A 19772-nucleotide genomic window follows, 5' to 3' on the forward strand; every position below is an offset into this window, starting at 1 on the left:
GCCCGGCTGCCCCAGCTCATGCAAAATGCCTTATTGAGGCAGCTTGTCGTCGATGCCCTTCACGTAGAAGTTCATGCTGAGGATCTGCTCGTCCGACAGGGCGCTGCCGCCCTTGCACTCGACCTCCGAGCCGTCCTGCTTCACGACGGGGCATTTGAAGGGGTTGAGCTTGCCGGACTTGATGGCCGCCTCGGTCTCCTCGGCCATCTTCTTCACGTCGTCGGGCATGTTCTTGTAGGGAGACATCACGACCATGTGGGCCGCAAGACCGCCCCAGGTGTCCTCCGACTTCCAGGTGCCGTCGAGAACCGCTTTGGTCCGGGCGACGTAGTAGTCGGACCAGTTGTCGACGATGGCGGTGAGCTGCGCCTTGGGGGCGAACTGCTCCATGTCGGAGGCTTGGCCGAAGCCGAACTTGCCCCGAGCCTCGGCGGCCTGGAGCGGCGCCGGGCTGTCCGTGTGCTGGGCGATCACGTCGACGCCCTGGTCCAGGAGCGCCTTGGCGGCATCGGCCTCCTTCGCCGGGTCATACCAGGAATTGGCCCAGACGATCTTAATCTTGATGTTCGGGTTCACCGACTGGGCGCCGAGGAAGTAGGAGTTGATGCCCGAGACCACTTCCGGAATCGGGAAGGCGCCCACATAGCCGATGGTACCGGACTTGGACATCTTGGCGGCGATCTGGCCGATGATGTAGCGACCCTCGTGGAACTTGGCCGCGTAGGTGGAGACGTTCGGCGCCCGCTTGAAGCCTGTGGCGTGCTCGAACTTCACGTTCGGGTACTTCTTGGCGACCTTCAGGGTCGGCTCCATGAAGCCGAAGGAGGTCGTGAAGATCAGCTTGTGGCCGGTCCGGGCGAGCTGCTCGATGGGACGCTCCGCATCGGATTCCGGGACGCTCTCCACAAAAGTGGTCTCGACCTTGTCGCCGAAGGCCTTCTCGATGGCCTTGCGGCCCACGTCATGCTGGTGGCTCCAGCCGTAATCTCCGACCGGGCCCACATAGATGAAGCCGATCTTGAGCTTCTCCTGCGCGGCGGCGCTGCCCGCAAGAGCGAGGGCGGTTACGCCCGCGACTGCGCCGAGAATGGTACGAAAGGACATGTTGGCTCCCCTGGGTTTTCGACTTTCAGGCTTTCGTCGCAGGTCTGAATATTTCCCGCAAGTGTCTCCGTGCCCACAATAACATCGGTTTGTTCACCGGTCAGGCACGAAAGGTGTTCCAAGCGATCCCGGAGCCCCGATGGCGCGGCCGTGGCGCAGGGACAGAAGGAGCAGCGCCAGGATGGTCGCCAGGTACGGAACTGCCGAGAGCAGCTGCGACGGTACGCCGAATTGGGCGGCCTGGGCATGGAGCTGGAGGACGGTCGCAGCGCCGAAAATATAGGCACCCACCAAAATCCAGCCCGGCCGCCAGGCGGCGAAGACCACGAGGGCGAGCGCGATCCATCCGCGCCCCGCCGTCATGCCGGGCGACCAGAAGCGGGTATAGACGAGGGCCAGATAGGCCCCTGCGAGCCCGGCGCAGGCGCCTCCGAACAGGATCGCCAGGAACCGCGTGCGGAGCACCGGGAGCCCGAGCCCGTGGGCCGACGTATGGTTCTCGCCGATGGAGCGAACGACGAGCCCGGCCCGGGTCCGGCCGAGATAGAACGCGACCGCGATGGTGAGCAGGATCGACGAATAGACGAAGAGATCCTGCTCGAAAAAGAGCCGGCCGATCACTGGCAGGTCGCTCAATCCCGGAATGGAGATTGCTTCCACGGGGTTGCGGCGGGCGCCCACGAAGGGCGCGCCTATGAGGCCCGAGAGGCCGAGACCGAGGATGGTCAGCGCGAGGCCGGAGCCGACCTGGTTCGCCGCGAAGCCGAGGACCACCAGGGCGAAGATCGTCGCCATGGCAGTTCCTGCCAGGATGCCTGCGCCCACACCGAGCAGGGTCGAGTCGAAGGTCACGGCGGCCGCAAAGCTGCATGCAGCTCCCATGGCCATCATGCCCTCGACACCGAGATTTAGGACGCCCGAGCGCTCCGTCACGAGCTCTCCGAGCGCCGCGATGAGGAGCGGCGTCGATGCCGTGACGATGGTGAGAAGGATGGCCTCGAACGTGGTCATTTTCCCCCTCCCCGGCCGACGATGCGGATGCGGTAGCTCACCAGGGCGTCGGCCGAGAGCACGCATAGGAGCAGAATGCCCTGGAAGGCCTGCGTCAGGTCGAGCGGCAGCTTGAGCAGGATCTGCGCGCTCTCGCCGCCGATGAACGTCAAGGCGACGACGAGCGCCGCCACCAGGATTCCGAAGGGGTTGAGCCGGCCTAGGAACGCGACCGTGATGGCCGTGAATCCGTAGCCGGGTGAGATGGAGGGCTGGAGCTGACCGATCTGCCCGGCCACTTCGCTGATCCCTGCCAGACCCGCGAGGCCTCCCGAAATGGCGAAGACCGCAAGCGTCGTGCTCTTGGCGCTGAACCCGGCGAAGCGCGCCGCCCGGGGTGCGTCGCCTGTCAGCTTCAGGCGGTAGCCGAACAGGGTGCGGCCCACCACAAGTGCCGTCACGATGACTGCCACGAGCGCGAAGACCGCTCCGTAATGGACCCGGCTGGTCTCGGCGATGGTCGGCAGGGTGGCGGAGGGATCGAAAGTGACCGATTGCGGGAAGTTGAAGCCCTTCGGATCCCGCCAGGGGCCGCGCACCAGATAATCGAGCAGCAGCTGGGCCACATAGACCAGCATGAGGCTGGTGAGGATCTCGTTGACCCCAAACCGGGTCTTCAGGAAGGCCGGGATGAGACCCCAGGCCATGCCGCCCAGGATCCCGAGGACGATCATCGCCGGAAGCACCCAGGCGCCTGCGTCCGTCCCATGTGTCCGCAAGGCCAGCCAGCTGGCGAGGACGGCGCCGACAACATATTGCCCCTCGGCGCCGATGTTCCAGAGATTGGCCCGAAAGCAATAGGACAAGCCGATGGCGATGAGGGCGAGCGGAGTCGCCTTCACCAGAAGCTCCTGGATCGACCATGGGTCGCTCAGGGGCTGGATCACATAGACATCGAACGCCGCAATAGGGGAGCGGCCGAGGAGCCAGATCACGATCCCGGCGATCAGGAAGGATGTCACGAAAGCCAGGATGGGGGCGAGAGCGCGCATGCCCGGGGCGATGGAGGCGCGCGGCGTCAACTCAAATCGCATGAGACGCCCCATGCACCTGCGCTTCTCCCAGCATTTCCAGGCCAACCGCCTCCTTGGTCCATTCGCCGATATTTCTCAAGGGGCTCAGGTGGCCCTGGTGGATGACAGCCATCCTGTCGGCAATCTCGAACAATTCGTCCAGGTCCTGGCTGATGACCACGACGGCGCTGCCCTCGCTGGCCAGGTCCACGAGAGCCTGGCGGATCAGCCGTGCCGCTCCCGCGTCCACGCCCCAGGTGGGCTGGTCGACCACCAACAGCTTCGGCCGCCGGATGATCTCCCGGCCGATCACGAATTTCTGCAGGTTGCCGCCGGAGAGCTTGCGTGCCTGGGGGTCGCTCTCGGGGGTACGGACGTCGAAGCCTCGGACGATGGACTGCGCCAGGCGTCGGGCCGCGTCGAGCAGGATGAAACCGGACCGGCTCACCTCCGCGGTCGCGTGCGAGATGAGCGTGTTCTCGCTGAGCCGGTGGGTTGGAGCGGCCGCATGGCCGAGCCTTTCCTCGGGAACGAAAGCCGCCCCCAGACGGCGACGGGCGTCGATCCCGTCAGTGCCGCAATTCTTACCCGCGATGCGGATCGAATCGGGCCGGCTCGCAGTTCTCTCGCCCGAGAGAGCCGCGAAGAACTCGCTCTGCCCGTTGCCGGCGACGCCCGCAATCCCGATCACCTCGCCGGCGCGGGCGCTGAGGTCAATTGAATGAAGCGGCTGACCGTGCAGGCCCCCGGCCGGCATGGAGAGGTCGCGCACTTCGAGCATTTCGCCCCTGGGCTGGTGCGGCAGGCCGGAGCGGACCTCGCCCACCTCCGTGCCGACCATGAGGGCAGCGATCTCCCGGGCACTCTTGGCGCGCGGATCGAGCGTTCCGACCACGCGTCCACCGCGCAGGATCGTCGCCTGGCGGCATAGGCGACGGACCTCCTCGAGCTTGTGCGAGATGTAGAGGATCGAGCAGCCATCGGCCGCCAGCTTGTCGAGGGTGACAAAGAGATGCTCGGCCTCCTGCGGAGTGAGCACGGAGGTCGGCTCGTCGAGGATGAGAAGCCGCGGGTTCTGCAAAAGGCAGCGCACGATCTCGATGCGCTGCCGCTCGCCTGCCGAGAGGGTCCACACGGCCCGGTCCGGCTCCAGGGCGAGCCCGTAGGCCCGGCTGATGTCGCCCAGGCGTGCCCGGACCCGGGTGAGGCTCCAGTCGCTCGACAGGGCGACCGCGATGTTCTCCGCGACGGTCAGCTCGTCGAACAGGGAGAAGTGCTGGAACACCATGCCGATGCCCAGCGCCCGCGCCTCGACCGGAGACGAGATCGTGACCGGCTTCCCTTCCCAGAGGATTTCGCCGGCGCTCGGCTCGATGACCCCGTAGAGGATCTTGACCAGCGTGGATTTGCCGGCGCCGTTCTCTCCCAGGAGCGCATGGATCTCGCTGCGGTCGATGACGAGGTCGATTTGGTCATTGGCCAGGAGGTCGCCGTAGCGCTTGCTGATGCCCTTGAGCTCAACGAGAGGCCGCGAAGATGAAACGTCTGCCGTCACGCACTACGACTCTGGCTTAGAGGGTTTGAGAGGCCACCGATACGAAACCGACATGTCAGCTTGCGCGGCCTGCCGCAAGCCCGTTTCGGCATCGACTTCCTCCGGGTAAGGGATCATAGGGAAGAGCCGTGCCGGTCGGCAATGGCGAAGGCTTCGTTTATTGTGGGTCCCGGCCCTGTCCATTTACGGTTCCGAGAGGAGGAGGCACGTGTCCGATCGAACCCATGACATCATCGTCGTCGGCGCCGGAGCTGCGGGGCTCTGTGCAGCCCTCGCTTTCGCCCGTGACGGGTACCGGACCGCTCTGGTCGGGTCGCTGGACGCAAGGCGGGATGGGCGCACGGTCGCGCTCCTGAACGGGTCCATCCTCCTCCTCGAGGCCCTGGGCGTGTGGCCGGACGTGATGCCGGAGGCGGCTCCCCTCGAAACCATGCGGATCATCGACGATACGGGCAGCCTCTTCCGCCCTCCGCCGGTCGCTTTCCGGGCCGTCGAGATCGGCCTCGATGCCTTCGGCTGGAATATCGAGAACGTGACGCTCGTGGAAAAGCTCGCCGCGGCTGCCGGGCGTCACGAAAATTTGACCCTGATCCCCCATCAGGCCGTCGGGTTTACGGCCGCGCCGGATGGCGCGACCGTGACTCTTTCGGGGGGCGGTCCGCTGACGGGCAGCCTCGTGGTGGCGGCAGATGGCCGGAACTCTAAGCTGCGCCAGGCTGTCGGTATCGAGACCAAAACCTGGTCCTATCCGCAATCGGCCGTCACGGCGCTCCTGGCCCACGAGCGGGACCACCGGGACGCCTCGACCGAATTCCATACCCGCTACGGGCCCTTCACGCTGGTCCCCCTGCCCGGCCGGCGCTCGAGCTTGGTCTGGGTCACGGAAACCGAGGAGGCGAAGCGGCTGGCGGCACTGGATGACGAGAGCCTTGCCCTCGCCATCGAGCGCCAGGCTCAGTCGATGCTGGGAGCCATGCGGATCGACGGTCCTCGCGGCCTCGTGCCCATGTCGGGCCTGTCCGTCACACGCTATGGGACGACCCGGCTCGCTCTCGTCGGCGAGGCCGCCCACGTCTTTCCGCCCATCGGCGCGCAGGGGCTCAATCTGGGCCTGCGGGACGTTGCGGCGCTTCGGGACGCGGTGGTGGATGCCGGCGACGACGGCCACGAGCCCGGCTCCGACGATGCGCTCGGCCGCTACCAGCGCGGCCGGGACTTCGACGTCCGCCTGCGGACGACCGCCGTGGACAGCCTGAACCGGACCCTTCTGGCCGGCCTCCTGCCGACGGATTTCCTCCGTGGCGCGGGGCTTCTCACCTTGAGCAGCATCGGTCCCCTCCGCCGCGCCGTGATGCGCGAGGGAGTGCTGCCCCGATTCGGCGCACCCCGCCTCATGCAGGACGCATCGGCGGCTTAAGGAAAGAGATCATAGGGCAGCGCCCCGATCCGGATCAGGTAGAGCAAGGCCGTCAGGGAGATCGTGGACGCCACGGTTCCCACGAGCACGCAGGCGGAGGCGCGCTCCACGCCGATATTGTACTGCGTGGAGATCACGAAGATGTTCAGGGCGGGCGGAAGGGCCGCCATGGTCACGGCCGCATAGGTCCAGACGGGCCCGAAATCCCCCAGGGCCGAGAGCAGGAACCAGACCAGGAACGGATGCAGCACCAGCTTGACGACGACGAGGGCTGGCACCTCCCCGGGGATGCGCCAGAGCGGCCGGAGCGCGACCGTCACGCCGAGGATGAACAGAGCGCAGGGCGCCGCCGCGCCGGAGAGCCATGTCACCATCTGGTCAAGCGCCGAGGGAAGCTTCAGGTGCAGAGTGCTCGCCGCGACGCCCAGCGCCGTCGCCACGTTGAAGGGATGCGTGAGGATCCGCCATACGATCCGCCGGAGGGTGGCGCCGAGGGTGAGCTTCTCGAGCCCGGCCATGGACATGAGCAGCGGCACGAGCGTGAACAGGAGCAGGTTGTCGAACACGAAGATCAGGACGACCGGCGCACTGGCGGCCGCCCCGATGGCCGCCAGGACAAGCGGAGGGCCCATATAGCCCACGTTCGAATAGGATCCCGCTACCCCCTGCATGACCGATTGGGCCAGATCCCGCGTGTGCCGCCAGCCGGCTGCGAAAGAGAGGAGGAAGGCGCAGAAGGTCGCAGTCGTGGTGGCCAGCACGAAAGGCCAATTGGTCAACTGGTCCAGGGATTTGTCGGCGATGAGGCGATAGAAAAGGCAGGGCAGCGCCACATAGATGAGGAAGAACTGCATCCAGGCGAGCCCGGCTTCAGGCTGCTTCACGACCCTGCCGCAGAAGAAACCGAGGCCGATCAACCCGAAAAAGGGCGCAAGAAGGTTGATCAGCCCGAGCAGGTCGGACATCGCGGGCTCCCGTGGCAGAATCGCTCAAGGCGTCTTCTGGCGGGATTCATGGGATGCAGCAATGCCGCAGGAGAAGGTCGCGCCAGACGGGATCGCAACCCTCGCGCCAAAAACCGGTCTCGGGATCGTGACGCCTTGCGGTTTGGAGAATTGAGCCGGGGTCTCTATATCCCCGTCATGGAGTTCAAGTCATGAAAGCGGGTTTCGCCAAATTCGCGATCGGCCAAGTGGTGAAGCACCGGCTCTTCGAGTTCCGGGGTCTGATCTTCGACGTGGATCCGGAATTCGACAACACCGAGGAATGGTGGCTGTCGATTCCCGAAGAAATCAGGCCGGACAAGGAGCAGCCCTTCTATCACCTCTTCGCCGAAAACGCCGAGACCGAGTACATCGCCTATGTGTCGGAGCAGAACCTCGTGCCGGATTCTTCGGCCGAGCCGCTGCGCAACCCGATGATCGGCGAGTTGTTCGACCGGGACGAGAGGGGTCGCTACCGGGCCAAACCCATCCTGGCGCACTAGCGCCAGCCCTTACAGCCAAAAAGCAAAACGCCGGGCTTTCGCCCGGCGTTTTTGTGTTGTTCGCCCGTGCCTTACGGCTTCGGAGCGGGCGCCGCAGGGGCTCCCGGAGCGGCGGGTGCCGCCGAGGCGTCGCCACCGAGCTTCTTGCGAAGCTCTTCGCTCTTCTTCTCGAGTTCTTCCTGCAGCTTCTTCTGCTGCTCTTCGAGCACCTTCGGGTCGATCGGCGGGCCGTCGAAGGCCTTGCCGAAGCCCGCTGCCGGCACCGCGAAGGTGACGAGGCGGCCCGCCTGGTTCTGGACGCTCACGTTGAGGTTCTGCCCCTTCTTCATGGCGGCTACGAAATCGTCCTTCACCTCGGCTTCCGCGAAGCAGCCGTTGGGGAAGCAGATGGCGTATTTGCCGTCGGTCGGCCCACCCTGGTCCACCGCGAAGCGGATGCCGGGCTGCAGGAGCAGGCCGAGCGGCATGAGGAAGCGGACGATCTTCTTGTTCTGGGGGCCCTTCACGTCATAGAGCGCTACCGCCAGGACCGGCTGGCCCTGGTCAGACACGAAGTCGCGGGTCGTGTAGCAGATTTCGGTGTTGCTCCCCTGGTCCTTGCCGCAGACCTTCGTCCAGTCCGGCTGGGAAGGCTCAGCCTTCACCTGCACGACCATCGGTCCGGTATTCTGGGACTGCTGCTGCTGAGCCGGCTGGCTCTGCGTGGCGGCCGGGGGCTTGGCGGGAGCGGCGGGCTTCGTCTGCGCCAGAGCCGGCACTGCACTCAGGGCGAGCGCCATGGCGGCGGTCAGGCCACGGGTACCCCCCAGGCTCGCGAGGCGGGTCGCGAATGACATGTCGTAGATCCTCTATTTCAGTCGAAAGGTCGGCTTCTGGATTGGCCGTATACTCGGCGCGGGATGTAACCTTCAAGGGGACGGTGAATCTTTGCCGATTAAGGCGAAGACATGACGGGTCGCGCTCCTTTAACCTTTCGTGGATTAGGTTTCCAGTCGCTCCGGGCAACTTTCTTTATAATATTCCACCCCTCTGCCGCCCCGGAACCGAAGGGCCATGAAGCTCCTGCGTCTCGCAATCCTGGGAATTTTCGCCGCATCGAGCATGGCTCTAGCGGGGTTGGCGCCTGCCGTTTCGGCCGAGCCGGCGCGGCATGGAATCGCCATGCACGGCGAGCCCGCCCTGCCGGAAGGCTTCCCTCACCTGCCCTATGCGGACCCCCATGCCCCCCGCGGCGGGCGAATCACCCTTGCGCTCCAGGGCAGTTTCGACAGCCTCAATCCGCTGATCGTGTTGGGCGTCGCGCCCGATGTGGTGCCGCGCTACGTCCTCCAGAGCATGATGATGCGCTCCATGGACGAGCCATTCACGGTCTACGGGCTGGTCGCCCGCTCGGCCGAGATCCCGGAGGACCGGAGCACCGTCACGTTCAATCTCGACCCCCGAGCCCGCTTTTCGGACGGGCAGCCGCTCACGGCCAAGGATGTGCGTTTCACCTTCGAGCTGCTGCGCAAGTACGGAAAACCCTTCTACCGTTCGAGCCTCGGGCAGGTCCGGGCCGTCGCCATCGAGAATCCTCATCGGATCAGGTTCGACCTCACCGGCTCCAATGATCGGGAACTGCCCCTCAACATCGCCATGATGCCGATCTTCGCGGCTCACGCGACAGATCCGGGGGCCTTCGACAAGACGACCCTGACCCCGCCCGTGGGCTCAGGGCCGTATGAGATCACCGAAGTGCGGCCAGGAGAGCGGGTCGTGCTGAAGCGCCGGCAGGATTACTGGGGCAAGGATCTGCCAATCATGCGCGGGCTCTTTAACTTCGAGGAGATCCGTTACGATTTCTATCGTGATGCCAATACGATGTTCGAAGCCTTTAAGGTGGGACTTTATGATTACCGGCTGGAAGGAGACCCGGACCGGTGGTCGACCGGATACGATTTTCCCGCCGTCCGGGACGGCCGGGTCGTCATGGAAACCTTGCCGATCCGCACCCCAAAGGGAATGAACGGCTTCGTCTTCAATACGCGTCGCAACCTTTTCTCGGACGTGCGCGTGCGGGAGGCTCTCGGCCACCTGTTCGATTTCGAGTGGGTAAACCGGAACCTGTATTACGGCCTCCTCACCCGGTCGGGCAGCTACTTCGCCGGGTCGGACCTGTCTTCCACAGGGCGTCCGGCAGGCGAGCAGGAACTCTCGCTCCTGGCGCCTTTCCCAGGCGCGGTCAGAGAGGACATTCTCGAGGGGCGCTGGGCGCCGCCCTCCTCAGACGGCTCCGGCCGCGACAGGGATCAGGCCCGTGAGGCGCTGCGGATCCTCGACAAGGCCGGCTGGGCGCTGGAGAGCGGCATCCTCCGGCGAAAAGGCAGCCGCGAGCCCTTCACGTTCGAAATGCTCGTCAATTCCCGCCAGCAGGAGAGGATGGCCCTCAACTTCTCTCAGTCCCTCGCCCGGATCGGCATCACGGCCCGTGTTCGGCTCGTGGACGACGTGCAGTATTGGCGGCGCCTGTCCACCTTCGATTTCGATATGGTGCAATGGGTCTGGCCCGCCTCGGCCTCACCCGGTAACGAGCAGCGGAACAGATGGAGCATGGCGGCCGCCCAGCGCGGAGGCTCCCTCAATTATTCGGGGGCAGCCTCCCCAGCCGTCGACCGGATGATCGACGCCCTTCTGGAAGCAAGAACCCGGGAGGATTTCGTCGCCGCCGTTCGTGCCCTGGACCGTGCCCTTCTTTCAGGTTTCTACGTGGTGCCGCTGTTTTACCTGAACGATCAATGGCTTGCCCACCGGGCAGGTCTGAAACGTCCCGAGAGGCTCCCCCTCCTGGGTACCAATATCGACACTTGGTGGTGGCAAACCCGATAGGTAAAGACCGTCGGGATTAGCTTGGCTGTTCCATTGCGGTTCATCTCCCGTATGAAACAAATGGTCCCGTCGCACGTTGACGGCGTACCCTCCCATGCCGCCAAGCTTCGCTGCAGGAAACCGAAATGACCGGATTGCAGAAGGTTCTCGTCGTCGATAACGGTGAGCGCGAACCAGACGGCGCCCTGTCGGCAGAACTCGCCGGCATGGGCTATGCCAGCGTCACGGCCCCCTACGAGGCGGCTGACGACGTCCTGGCGACCATGCCGAGCCCGGCTGCCGTGGTGCTCCAGATGCCGCGCCATGCCAATTGGGCTGAGCGCCGCCGTTTCCTCGAACTCGCCCACCGGCTACGCAGCACTCTATCCCGAGCGGTGTGCCGGTCCTTATCACGGGGGGCGTGAGCGGCGCCCTGACGATGATCCAGAATGAGCTCGGAGCCCAGGCGGTCGCCGGTCCCGACCGCTGAGAATCATCCATGTAGAAGGCCGAGCGCCTGCCCTTCCGTGATCCCCTGGTCCTCGGCAGTTCTGAACACCGCCGCCGTCCGGCCTGAAGCCGAAAGGGCACGATAGACTGCAATCGTGCTTCCCGGCCCTCCGCCCGTGTGGCCCGCCACGGACCCGGCCGTCATCTCGCCGCACATGATTCCGAGCCCGTAGCCAGGCTGGATCCAGGGGCGCCCGGGAATCGGTCCAGGGAGGCAAAAGGGCGTCGCAATCTCGTCCCTTAGCGCATCCGGCAGCAATGGCCCCTCGAAGAGGCGATGAAGGAGTAGAGCTGCCTCCGCAACGGTCCCCACCAACAGGCCGTGATAGACCCAGCCCGGATGATATCCCGCTGCGCCCATCGTAACGCCGTTAAGGTCCTCGGGTGTCGCGGCAACTCGCGCTCCCTCGATGCCGAGGGGCCTGAGAACACACTGGCGCAGCGCCGAGTCGAGGGGAAGCTGCAGGTGCTCCTCTATCAGGCGAGCCACGAACGCATAGCCGATGTTGGAGTAGTGCCAGCGGTGTCCCGGCTCATAGAGTAGCCGGTCCGCATCCAGCTGGCCGCATAATTCCTCGAAGGACCACGGCTCATCGCCACTCGCGACGGCTGCGTGATAAGCGGCGAGCTCGCCGTAATTCGTCAGGCCGGACCGGTGCTGGAGCAATTGCCTCAAGGTATAGGGCCGCCCCGGCAAGGCTGCGTCGAGGGGCAGGGCGCCGTCCCGGACGAGGGTGAGCGCGGCCGCCGCCAGGACTGTCTTGGTAAAACTCCACCACGGCACGAGAAGGTCCGCATCGTGGGAAGCCACGACCCTGCCGCCGTCCACGATGGCCCAGCACGTGCCTGGGAAAACTCCCCGGCCCTCCCCCATGCGTCAGGCTGCCTTCTTCTCGGCGATCCGCACGAGGCTCCGGAGGATGGATGTGGTGGCCTTGATGCGATCGTCGGCGCCCTCGACCTCCCGGATGAACACGATCTTCATGTCCGGGCGGACCTTCGCGAAGGAACCCTGCTCCGCCACGTAGGATACAAGCCCGGCCGGGTTCGCAAAGGAGTTGTCCCTGAAGGAGACGATGATCCCCTTCGGTCCGCCATCGACCTTCTCGACATTGGCACGGCGGCACAGGACCTTGATCGACATGATCTTGAGAAGCTGGCCGACCTCGGCCGGCAAGGGTCCGAAGCGGTCGATGAGCTCCGCGCCAAAGGCGTCGATCTCGTCGTCCGTCTCCAGGGTCGAAAGCCTGCGATAGAGACCCAGGCGCAGTTGGAGGTCCTGCACGTAGGTCTCTGGGATCATCACGGGGGCCCCGACTGCGATGGACGGCGACCACTGGTCCTCGGCGGGCTCTTCGATGCCGGCCTTGAGCTGGGCCACCGCCTCCTCCAGCATCTGCTGATAGAGCTCGTAGCCGACCTCCTTGATGTGGCCGGACTGCTCCTCGCCGAGAAGGTTGCCGGCGCCGCGGATGTCGAGGTCGTGCGAGGCGAGCTGGAAGCCAGCGCCGAGCGTGTCGAGGCTCTGCAGGACCTTAAGCCGCCGCTCGGCCTGGACCGTCATGGGCTTGTTGGCCGGCACGGAAAACAGCGCATAGGCCCGGGTCTTCGAGCGGCCCACGCGCCCGCGCAGCTGGTAGAGCTGGGACAGGCCGAACATGTCCGCCCGGTGGACAATGAGCGTGTTGGCGGTCGGAATATCGAGGCCCGATTCCACGATGGTAGTGGAGAGCAGCACGTCGTACTTGCCCTCGTAGAAGGCCGTCATGACGTCTTCCAATTGGCCCGCCGCCATCTGGCCGTGGGCCACTGCCACTTTCGCCTCCGGCACCTCCTTGTCCAGGAAGGCCTTGACCTCGCCGAGATCGTCGAGGCGCGGCACTACGTAGAAGGCTTGCCCGCCCCGATACCGCTCGCGCAAGAGCGCCTCGCGGATCAGAAGCGGATCGAATGGCGTCACGAAGGTGCGCACCGCCAGGCGGTCGACGGGCGGCGTGGTGATGAGGGACAATTCCCGCACGCCCGTGAGCGCGAGCTGGAGAGTGCGCGGGATCGGCGTCGCCGACAGGGTCAGCACATGGACCTCGGCGCGCAGCTCCTTCAGGCGCTCCTTGTGGGCGACACCGAAATGCTGCTCCTCGTCCACAACGATCAGACCGAGATCCTTGAACTTGATCGCTTTGCCGAGAAGCGCGTGGGTCCCGACCACGATGTCGACTGACCCGTCAGTCAGTCCCTCTTTGACCTTCTTCATCTCGGCCGTGGGCACGAAGCGGGAGGCCTGCGCGATGTTGAGCGGCAGGCCGCGGAAGCGCTCCGTGAAGGTCTTGAAATGCTGGCGGGCCAGGAGCGTCGTCGGAACGACCACGGCGACTTGCTTGCCGTTCATGGCAGACACGAAGGCGGCCCGGAGCGCAACTTCCGTCTTGCCGAAGCCCACGTCGCCGCAGACCAGACGGTCCATCGGGCGGCCGGAGCCGAGATCGTCCAGCACCGCGTCGATGGCATTGAGCTGATCCTCGGTCTCCTCGTAGGGGAAGCGGGCCGCGAACTCGTCGTAGAGACCGTCCGGAGGCGCAAGGCGTGGCGCATCCTTGAGGATGCGGGAAGCGGCGATCTTCATGAGCGCACCCGCCATCTCACGGATGCGCTGCTTCATGCGGGCCTTACGCGCCTGCCAGGCGCCGCCGCCGAGCTTGTCGAGCTGGACCTCCATCTCCTCGGACCCGTAGCGGGTCAGAAGCTCGATGTTCTCGACAGGCAGGAAGAGCCGGTCACCTCCGGCGTAGTGGAGCTCCAGGCAGTCGTGGGGGGCGCCTGCCGCCTCGATGGTCCTCAAACCCTCGAACCGGCCGATGCCGTGGTCCACATGGACCACCAGGTCCCCTGGCGTCAGGGCCGCCACCTCGGTGAGGAAGTCCTGCGGGCGCCGGGATTTGCGCTTCTGCCGCACCAGCCGGTCGCCGAGGATGTCCTGCTCGCTGATGACCACGAGGTCGCCGGCTTCGAAACCCGCTTCCAGGCTCCAGATCCCGACCGGGATCTCCATGCGTGGCAGGGCCAGCGCGTCGGACAGGCGCGCAACGTGGCTCGTCTGGCGCAGGTCATGGTCCTGGAGGACATGGGTCAGCCGCTCGCGGGAGCCTTCCGACCAGGCGCCGAGGATAACGCGCTTGCCGGCGGCCTGAAGGTCGCGGATGTGGCGGACAACCGCCTCGAACACGTTGGCGTTCTCGTCCGCCCGCTCGGCGATGAAATTGCGCCCGCGCCGGGCCTCGCAGTCGAGAACGAGGCGCTCGGTCGTTTCCGGCATTGCGAAGGGCGTCAGCCGGGCGAGCGGCAGGGCAGCGGCCCGCGCGGCCCATTCGTCCGGCTTAAGGTAAAGGGCGTCCGGCGGAAGCGGCCGATAGGGCGCGACGCCGGGCTGGTTCTGGCTGAGCCCCTCCCGCCTCGCGTTGTAATAATCCTGAACCTGGGACAGGCGCTCCGCTGCCGCATCGTCCGCCAGGGTATCGAACACGAAGGGCACGCCCGCCACGTAGTCGAAGAGCGTATCGAGATGGTCGTGGAACAGGGGCAGCCAGTGTTCGAGGCCCGGATAGCGCCGGCCCTCGCTGATCGCCTCGTAGAGCCGGTCGTCCCGCATCGGTGCCCCGAAGGCCGCCACATAGGTCTGCCGAAAGCGCTTGATGCTTTCGGTCGTGAGCTGGACCTCGCTCATGGGCACGAGATCGAGGGAGCGCAGGGTTCCCACGGTCCGCTGCGTCTCAGGATCGAAGGAGCGAATCGACTCGAGCGCGTCGCCGAAGAAGTCGAGCCGGACGGGGTTCGGCAGTCCGGCCGGATAGAGATCGATGATACCGCCACGCACCGCGTATTCGCCGGTGTCACGGACCGTCCCGGTGCGCAAGAAGCCGTTGGTTTCGAGCCACTCGACGAGAAGCTTCGTGTCGACCACGTTCCCGGGCGCCGCCGAGAAGGTCTCGGCCGCAATCCGCGCCCGCGGAGGGACGCGCTGCACCAGGGCGTTGACCGTGGTTGAGAGGATACGCGGGCGCTCTTCCGAGGTCTTCGAGCGCGTCAGCCGCGCCAGGGTCGTCATGCGTTGGGCGGTCACGCCGGCATTGGGCGAGACCCGGTCGTAGGGCTGGCAGTCCCAGGCCGGGAACGGCAGGATTTCGATCTCGGGTGCGATGAAGCCGAGACCGTTGACGAAATTCTGCTGCCGCAACCCGTCCCGCGACACGTGGACGAGCACGGCCGGTCCCTCGGCTTTGCCCGACAGGCTCCGGGCGAGGTCGGCGACGGCAAGCGCGTCGAAGCCGTCCGGAACGCTCGCCAGAGTCAGGTTCAGGCCCTTTTCGAGGGCGGCGACGGCACGGGTCAGAACGGGTTTCATGCAGGTTCGGCCAAAGAATGAGGAAACGCGAGCCAAGGGGCCCGGTTCGGACGTCCTAAAAGGTTCGAGGCGATGTCAGGCGTGGATCGGGCTGGTATGGGAATGAAAGCCCTTCAGCCGGCGGAACACGGCGCTATCGTAGTTCTCGGGCGTGTCGGCCTCTCCAGTGATCCAGGCGAGCAGGTCCCGGTCCGGCACTTCGATGAGCCGCTCGAACTCGTCCAGGTCCGCGTCCGACATGGTGCCGATCTCCGCATCGGCGAAGCGGCCCATGATGAGGTCCATCTCCCGCATGCCGCGATGCCAGGCCCTGTACAAGGTTCTCTTCCGGCGGACGTCGAGATCGGCGCTCGTGCGTGTCGTTCCGCTCATGCAGATTCTCCATTTGTTCAGGAATGGCGTCGCGTTGGGGCGGCTTGGCGGCTATATAACCCTCCGGATCAGTCTTGCACACCCGTTCCCATGTCATTGCGTCCTTCGATTCTCGACCCTTTCTTCGCACCGGCTTCCACTCTTCCGGGCGTCGGCCCCAAGATTGCGCCCCTGCTGGACCGGCTGCTGGGCGAGCCCGGCCGCCCGACCCGCGTGATGGATCTGCTCTTTCATCTTCCCAGCGGCGGCATCGCCCGGGAAATGAAGGGCTCCATCGCGGATGCTCCCATCGGGGAACCGGTGACGCTTTCGGTGACGGTCGCGGCCCACCGCCCGCCCCCGCCGGGGCGTCGTGCACCTTACCGGGTGCTGGTGGAGGACGAGACGGGAGACGTCGTGCTTGTCTTCTTCAATGGCCAGAAGGCGCGGCTGGAGAAGCTCCTGCCGCTCGGCCAGCGCCGCTATGTCTCCGGCAAGATCGAGCTCTGGGATGGCATGCGCCAGATGGTCCATCCGGACCGCGTCCTCGACGAGCGCGGCATCGAGAACCTTCCGGCCGTGGAGGCGGTCTACGGCCTGACGGAGGGCCTCTCGTCCCGCATGGTCGGACGCTACATGGGCGCGGCCCTCGAGCGGCTGCCAACCCTGCCCGAATGGCAGGATCCGGCCTGGCTCGCCCGCAATGCGCTGCCGCCCATGGCCCAGGCTCTGGCGCTCCTCCACCGCCCTGACGACCCTCGGGCCCTGACGGACGAAGCCCTCGCCAAGTCGCCCCCGCGCCGGCGCTTGGCCTATGACGAGCTTCTCGCGTCCCAGCTCGCCCTGGCCCTGGTGCGCAGCCGCATGCGCCGCCTGCCCGGCCGCGTGAATGCCGGGGACGGGCATCTGGTGGAAAAGCTCAAGCGCGCCCTGCCCTTCGGCCTGACGGGCTCCCAGGAGAAGGCCGTGGAGGATATTCGCCGGGATCTCGTCGCCGACAAGAAGATGCTGCGCCTGCTCCAGGGCGACGTGGGCTCCGGCAAGACCGTGGTCGGGCTCTTGGCCATGGCGAGCGCCCTCGAGGCGGGCCGGCAGGCCGCCCTCATGGCGCCGACCGAAATCCTGGCGCGGCAGCATTTCGAGCGGATCGCCCCCATGGCCCGCGAGGCGGGCCTGACCATCGCGCTGCTGACCGGCAGGGACAAGGGCGCGGAGCGACGGGCCGTCCTGGCGGGCCTTGCGGATGGCAGCGTCCAGATCGCCGTCGGCACCCACGCGCTCTTTCAGGAGGGTGTCGCGTTCCACGACCTCGGCATTGCGGTGGTGGACGAACAGCACCGGTTCGGCGTCCATCAGCGCCTTGCGCTGGGCGCCAAGGGCGAGGCGGTCGACATCCTGGTCATGACCGCGACGCCGATTCCGCGCACCCTCGCGCTCACCTATTTCGGCGACATGGACGTGTCGGTGCTGGACGAGAAGCCGGCGGGCCGCAAGCCCATCGCCACAAAGCTCATCTCCATCGAGCGGCTGGACGAGGTCATCGGCGGAATCGGCCGGGCTGTCGCCAACGGCGATCAGGTCTATTGGGTCTGTCCGCTGGTGGGCGAATCCGAGACCCTGGACCTCGCGGCCGCCGAGGAGCGGTTCGAGCAGCTGCAGAGCATTTTCGGGGACCAGGTGGGCCTCGTTCACGGCAAGCTCCCGGGCCGCGAGAAGGACGCCGCCATGGAGCGCTTCTCGAAGGGAGAGACCAAGATTCTCATCTCCACCACCGTCATCGAGGTGGGGGTCGACGTTCCACAGGCCACCATCATGGTGATCGAGCACGCGGAGCGCTTCGGGCTGGCGCAGCTCCACCAGCTGCGCGGCCGCATCGGCCGCGGGTCGCGCTCGTCGACCTGCCTGCTCGTCTACAAGGGCCCCCTCGGGCAAACCGCGCAGGCAAGGCTCGAAATGATGCGCCAGACCGAGGACGGCTTCCGGATCGCCGAGGAGGACCTTCGCCTGCGTGGCGAAGGCGAGGTGCTGGGCACGCGCCAATCCGGCCTTCCGGGCTTCAGGCTCGCACGTCTTGAGAGCGACGGCGACCTTTTGGCCGCAGCGCGGGACGATGCGCGCCTGATCGTGGACCGCGACCCGGAGCTCACCAGCGAACGTGGCCAAGCCCTGCGGGTGCTGCTCTACCTTTTCGAGCGAGATTCGGCGATCCGGCTTTTAAGGGCGGGATAGCATCGCATCCTATTTTCGTGGGCGAAAGCACGCGGGAGGTACGGTCAGACAAAGAAGAAGTCCTTTTCGGTCAGCTTGAGGCCCTTCTTGAGGGTCGCAATCTCGACCGCAGCCTTCGACCCGGACCCATCCGCATCATAGGACAGCACGCCCGTCTTCTTGTCGTAGATGAAGAAGTCGTTGGCATCCTTGGCCTTGTCGCCCACCGTGAAGAACTTGCTCGCCATCTTCGCCGGCTTGGCCTCGCTGCCCTTCTTGATCGCCGCATAGAGGCTCTTGTTGGCCTTGAACAGGCTGTTCTCCAGCCAGAGCGTGTCGTCCTTCACATTGAAGTCGGCGATCTTGTCGAGGTTGGTCTTCTTGTTGAACTTGGCATCGAACACGAAGATGTCCTGGCCCGCGCCGCCATACAGCACGTCCTTGCCGGCCCCGCCGTAGAGCCTGTCATGGCCGGACAGCCCCTTGAGCACATCGTGGCCGTCCGCGCCGGTGAGCCGGTCAACCCGCGCCGTGCCGCGCAGGCTCAGCGCCACCGGGCCGGACGGGTTGCCGGCCCCACCGGACGAGCCGCCCCCTCCGCCGGCGGGCGTGTCGGCCACGTCGGTCACCGTGACGGTCACTGTCTCGGAGCGGGCAAGACCGTAAGCATCGGTCGCCGTGAGGGTGAGCTCATAGGCGTGCGGGCCGGTCTCGTAATCGGGCGCCTTGAGCAGCACGAGCTTCGTGCCGTCGAGCTTGAACGTGCCGGTCGGATCGGTGAGCGCATAGGTGATGGCATCGCCGTCCGCATCCGTGGCCGAGACGGTGGCGACCGTCGTGCCGGCGGGCGTGTTCTCGGCCACCGCGGAGGCCGACAGGGTGAGGCTGGCGGGCGCGGTGTTGGAGAGCACGACCGTCTTGTCGGCGAACTGGGCAAAGCGGATGTTGCTGAGCGTATCGGTGCCGTCGCGGCCGGACACTTTGTCCTGCACCTTGAAAAAGAGTCCTCCCCCCTCCAGGCTTTGAATAGAGTAATCGGCGGCTTTGCCGGAGAAGACCGCCGTGTTGACGCCGCCGCGGCCGTCGAGGGTATCGTCGCCTTTGCCGCCGGTCAGGACATTGTTGCCCGCATCACCTTTCAGCAGGTCGCCGGCTTCTCCGCCGATGACGTTCTCGATGTTCTGCAGCGTATCGGTATGGTTCGGCCCGACCGCCTGCGGCCCCGCCAGGCTGAGATCGATGATCACGCCATATGTTCGGTCTTCATACGAGACCGTATCGATGCCGGCGCCGCCATCCACGACGTTGTTGCCCGCTCCGGGCAGGAGGACGTCGTTGCCGCCATTGCCGGTCAGGGTATCGTCACCGTGTCGCCCCTCGAGGCGGTTGGCGCCGTCGTCGCCGATGAAGGTGTCCTTTCCGGCGGATCCTGTGAGGTTCTCGATATGGATCAGAGTATCCATCCCCTCGCCGGTGTTCTGCGCGGTGGTGAGGCGCAGGTCGACCGTCGCAGCATGGTCGAAGGCGACAGTGTCGAGGCCGCCGCCGCCATCGATTAGGTCATCGCCGAGGCCGCCATAGAAGACCTCGGTGCCGGCGCCGCCATAGGCGGAATCCTGCCCGTCGCCGAGACTAATATATCCAAAGAGAACGCTGCCCAGCTCCCCGTGATAGGTATCATTGCCTTTCGTGAGATCGACGATGCCCTTGATCGTTCCGCTGTTGGTGATCACGTCATCCCCGAGCGAGGCATAAATGGCATAATCTTGATTTCCTGGAAAATCGACGGCTAGCCGACTTTCGATGATTCCTGTGTTGGTGAGCACGAGACTGTC

General features: G+C 65.7%; 15 protein-coding genes. 5 read left to right on the forward strand and 10 right to left on the reverse strand.

Features of this window, described 5'->3' with window-relative positions; genetic code table 11:
* Positions 1–30: 30 nt before the first annotated feature.
* From C4E04_RS10660 to C4E04_RS10675, 4 genes are all read right to left on the reverse strand, one after another.
* Complete coding sequence (locus tag C4E04_RS10660) at positions 31–1104, reverse strand: BMP family ABC transporter substrate-binding protein (protein ID WP_109597436.1); 1074 nt, start codon at positions 1102–1104, stop codon at positions 31–33.
* Positions 1105–1197: 93 nt separating this feature from the next.
* Positions 1198–2115, reverse strand: a complete 918-nt coding sequence (locus C4E04_RS10665; protein WP_109597437.1) for an ABC transporter permease — start codon at positions 2113–2115, stop codon at positions 1198–1200.
* Complete coding sequence (locus C4E04_RS10670) at positions 2112–3188, reverse strand: ABC transporter permease (RefSeq protein WP_109601014.1); 1077 nt, start codon at positions 3186–3188, stop codon at positions 2112–2114. The genes C4E04_RS10665 and C4E04_RS10670 overlap by 4 nt, the downstream gene beginning before the upstream one ends.
* Positions 3178–4722, reverse strand: coding sequence for an ABC transporter ATP-binding protein (locus C4E04_RS10675; RefSeq protein ID WP_109597439.1), 1545 nt, complete (start codon positions 4720–4722; stop codon positions 3178–3180). The genes C4E04_RS10670 and C4E04_RS10675 overlap by 11 nt, the downstream gene beginning before the upstream one ends.
* Before the next feature lie 208 nt (positions 4723–4930).
* Between C4E04_RS10675 and C4E04_RS10680 the strand changes: the two genes are divergently transcribed.
* Entirely contained in the window at positions 4931–6139 is a 1209-nt protein-coding gene (locus C4E04_RS10680; RefSeq protein ID WP_109597440.1) for a UbiH/UbiF family hydroxylase, read from the forward strand.
* Here the strand turns inward: C4E04_RS10680 and C4E04_RS10685 are convergent.
* A complete protein-coding gene (locus tag C4E04_RS10685; protein ID WP_109597441.1) occupies positions 6136–7104 on the reverse strand; it encodes an AEC family transporter in 969 nt (322 codons plus the stop codon). The two genes, C4E04_RS10680 and C4E04_RS10685, sit on opposite strands and share 4 nt — an antisense overlap.
* Positions 7105–7295: 191 nt before the next feature.
* On the opposite strand from C4E04_RS10685, the gene hspQ reads away from it, so the two are divergent.
* Positions 7296–7625 carry a heat shock protein HspQ gene (gene hspQ / locus C4E04_RS10690; protein ID WP_109597442.1) on the forward strand — a complete coding sequence of 110 codons (330 nt, stop codon included), beginning with the start codon at positions 7296–7298 and terminating at the stop codon, positions 7623–7625.
* A 71-nt stretch (positions 7626–7696) separates the two neighbouring features.
* Here the strand turns inward: hspQ and C4E04_RS10695 are convergent, their stop codons facing one another.
* Positions 7697–8461 (reverse strand): invasion associated locus B family protein, encoded by a 765-nt coding sequence (locus C4E04_RS10695; RefSeq protein WP_109597444.1) that lies wholly within the window; start codon positions 8459–8461, stop codon positions 7697–7699.
* Positions 8462–8678: 217 nt separating this feature from the next.
* Between C4E04_RS10695 and C4E04_RS10700 the strand changes: the two genes are divergently transcribed.
* Positions 8679–10490 (forward strand): extracellular solute-binding protein, encoded by a 1812-nt coding sequence (locus tag C4E04_RS10700; protein WP_109597445.1) that lies wholly within the window; start codon positions 8679–8681, stop codon positions 10488–10490.
* A gap of 125 nt (positions 10491–10615) precedes the next feature.
* Positions 10616–10894 (forward strand): hypothetical protein, encoded by a 279-nt coding sequence (locus C4E04_RS10705; RefSeq protein ID WP_109597446.1) that lies wholly within the window; start codon positions 10616–10618, stop codon positions 10892–10894.
* 68 nt (positions 10895–10962) lie between these two features.
* Here C4E04_RS10705 and C4E04_RS10710 read toward each other — a convergent pair whose 3' ends face one another.
* The 3 genes from C4E04_RS10710 to C4E04_RS10720 form a co-directional block, all read right to left on the reverse strand.
* The gene (locus tag C4E04_RS10710; RefSeq protein ID WP_245416076.1) at positions 10963–11790 is read right to left on the reverse strand and encodes a serine hydrolase; all 828 of its coding nucleotides are present in this window, start codon (positions 11788–11790) and stop codon (positions 10963–10965) included.
* A 66-nt stretch (positions 11791–11856) separates the two neighbouring features.
* A complete protein-coding gene (gene mfd, locus C4E04_RS10715) occupies positions 11857–15378 on the reverse strand; it encodes a transcription-repair coupling factor (protein ID WP_109597449.1) in 3522 nt (1173 codons plus the stop codon).
* A gap of 75 nt (positions 15379–15453) precedes the next feature.
* Entirely contained in the window at positions 15454–15750 is a 297-nt protein-coding gene (locus C4E04_RS10720) for a succinate dehydrogenase assembly factor 2 (RefSeq protein ID WP_109597450.1), read from the reverse strand.
* Between the two features lie 90 nt (positions 15751–15840).
* Between C4E04_RS10720 and recG the strand changes: the two genes are divergently transcribed.
* Positions 15841–17958: an ATP-dependent DNA helicase RecG gene (gene recG, locus C4E04_RS10725; RefSeq protein WP_109597451.1), complete on the forward strand. Its 2118-nt coding sequence runs from the start codon at positions 15841–15843 to the stop codon at positions 17956–17958.
* A gap of 44 nt (positions 17959–18002) precedes the next feature.
* Here the strand turns inward: recG and C4E04_RS10730 are convergent, their stop codons facing one another.
* A complete protein-coding gene (locus C4E04_RS10730; protein ID WP_162559355.1) occupies positions 18003–19670 on the reverse strand; it encodes a cadherin domain-containing protein in 1668 nt (555 codons plus the stop codon).
* Positions 19671–19772 lie beyond the last annotated feature (102 nt).

The sequence above is a fragment of the Microvirga sp. 17 mud 1-3 genome, from assembly GCF_003151255.1.
Classification (GTDB): Bacteria; Pseudomonadota; Alphaproteobacteria; order Rhizobiales; family Beijerinckiaceae; genus Microvirga.

Excerpts from the sequence above, each read along its gene's own strand:
- C4E04_RS10660 (WP_109597436.1), bottom strand. The coding sequence starts at position 1,104 with ATGTCCTTTCGTACCATTCTCGGCGCAGTCGCGGGCGTAACCGCCCTC.
- C4E04_RS10665 (WP_109597437.1), bottom strand. The coding sequence starts at position 2,115 with ATGACCACGTTCGAGGCCATCCTTCTCACCATCGTCACGGCATCGACG.
- C4E04_RS10670 (WP_109601014.1), bottom strand. The coding sequence starts at position 3,188 with ATGCGATTTGAGTTGACGCCGCGCGCCTCCATCGCCCCGGGCATGCGC.
- C4E04_RS10685 (WP_109597441.1), bottom strand. The coding sequence starts at position 7,104 with ATGTCCGACCTGCTCGGGCTGATCAACCTTCTTGCGCCCTTTTTCGGG.
- hspQ (WP_109597442.1), top strand. The coding sequence starts at position 7,296 with ATGAAAGCGGGTTTCGCCAAATTCGCGATCGGCCAAGTGGTGAAGCAC.
- C4E04_RS10695 (WP_109597444.1), bottom strand. The coding sequence starts at position 8,461 with ATGTCATTCGCGACCCGCCTCGCGAGCCTGGGGGGTACCCGTGGCCTG.
- C4E04_RS10700 (WP_109597445.1), top strand. The coding sequence starts at position 8,679 with ATGAAGCTCCTGCGTCTCGCAATCCTGGGAATTTTCGCCGCATCGAGC.
- C4E04_RS10705 (WP_109597446.1), top strand. The coding sequence starts at position 10,616 with ATGACCGGATTGCAGAAGGTTCTCGTCGTCGATAACGGTGAGCGCGAA.
- mfd (WP_109597449.1), bottom strand. The coding sequence starts at position 15,378 with ATGAAACCCGTTCTGACCCGTGCCGTCGCCGCCCTCGAAAAGGGCCTG.
- C4E04_RS10720 (WP_109597450.1), bottom strand. The coding sequence starts at position 15,750 with ATGAGCGGAACGACACGCACGAGCGCCGATCTCGACGTCCGCCGGAAG.
- recG (WP_109597451.1), top strand. The coding sequence starts at position 15,841 with ATGTCATTGCGTCCTTCGATTCTCGACCCTTTCTTCGCACCGGCTTCC.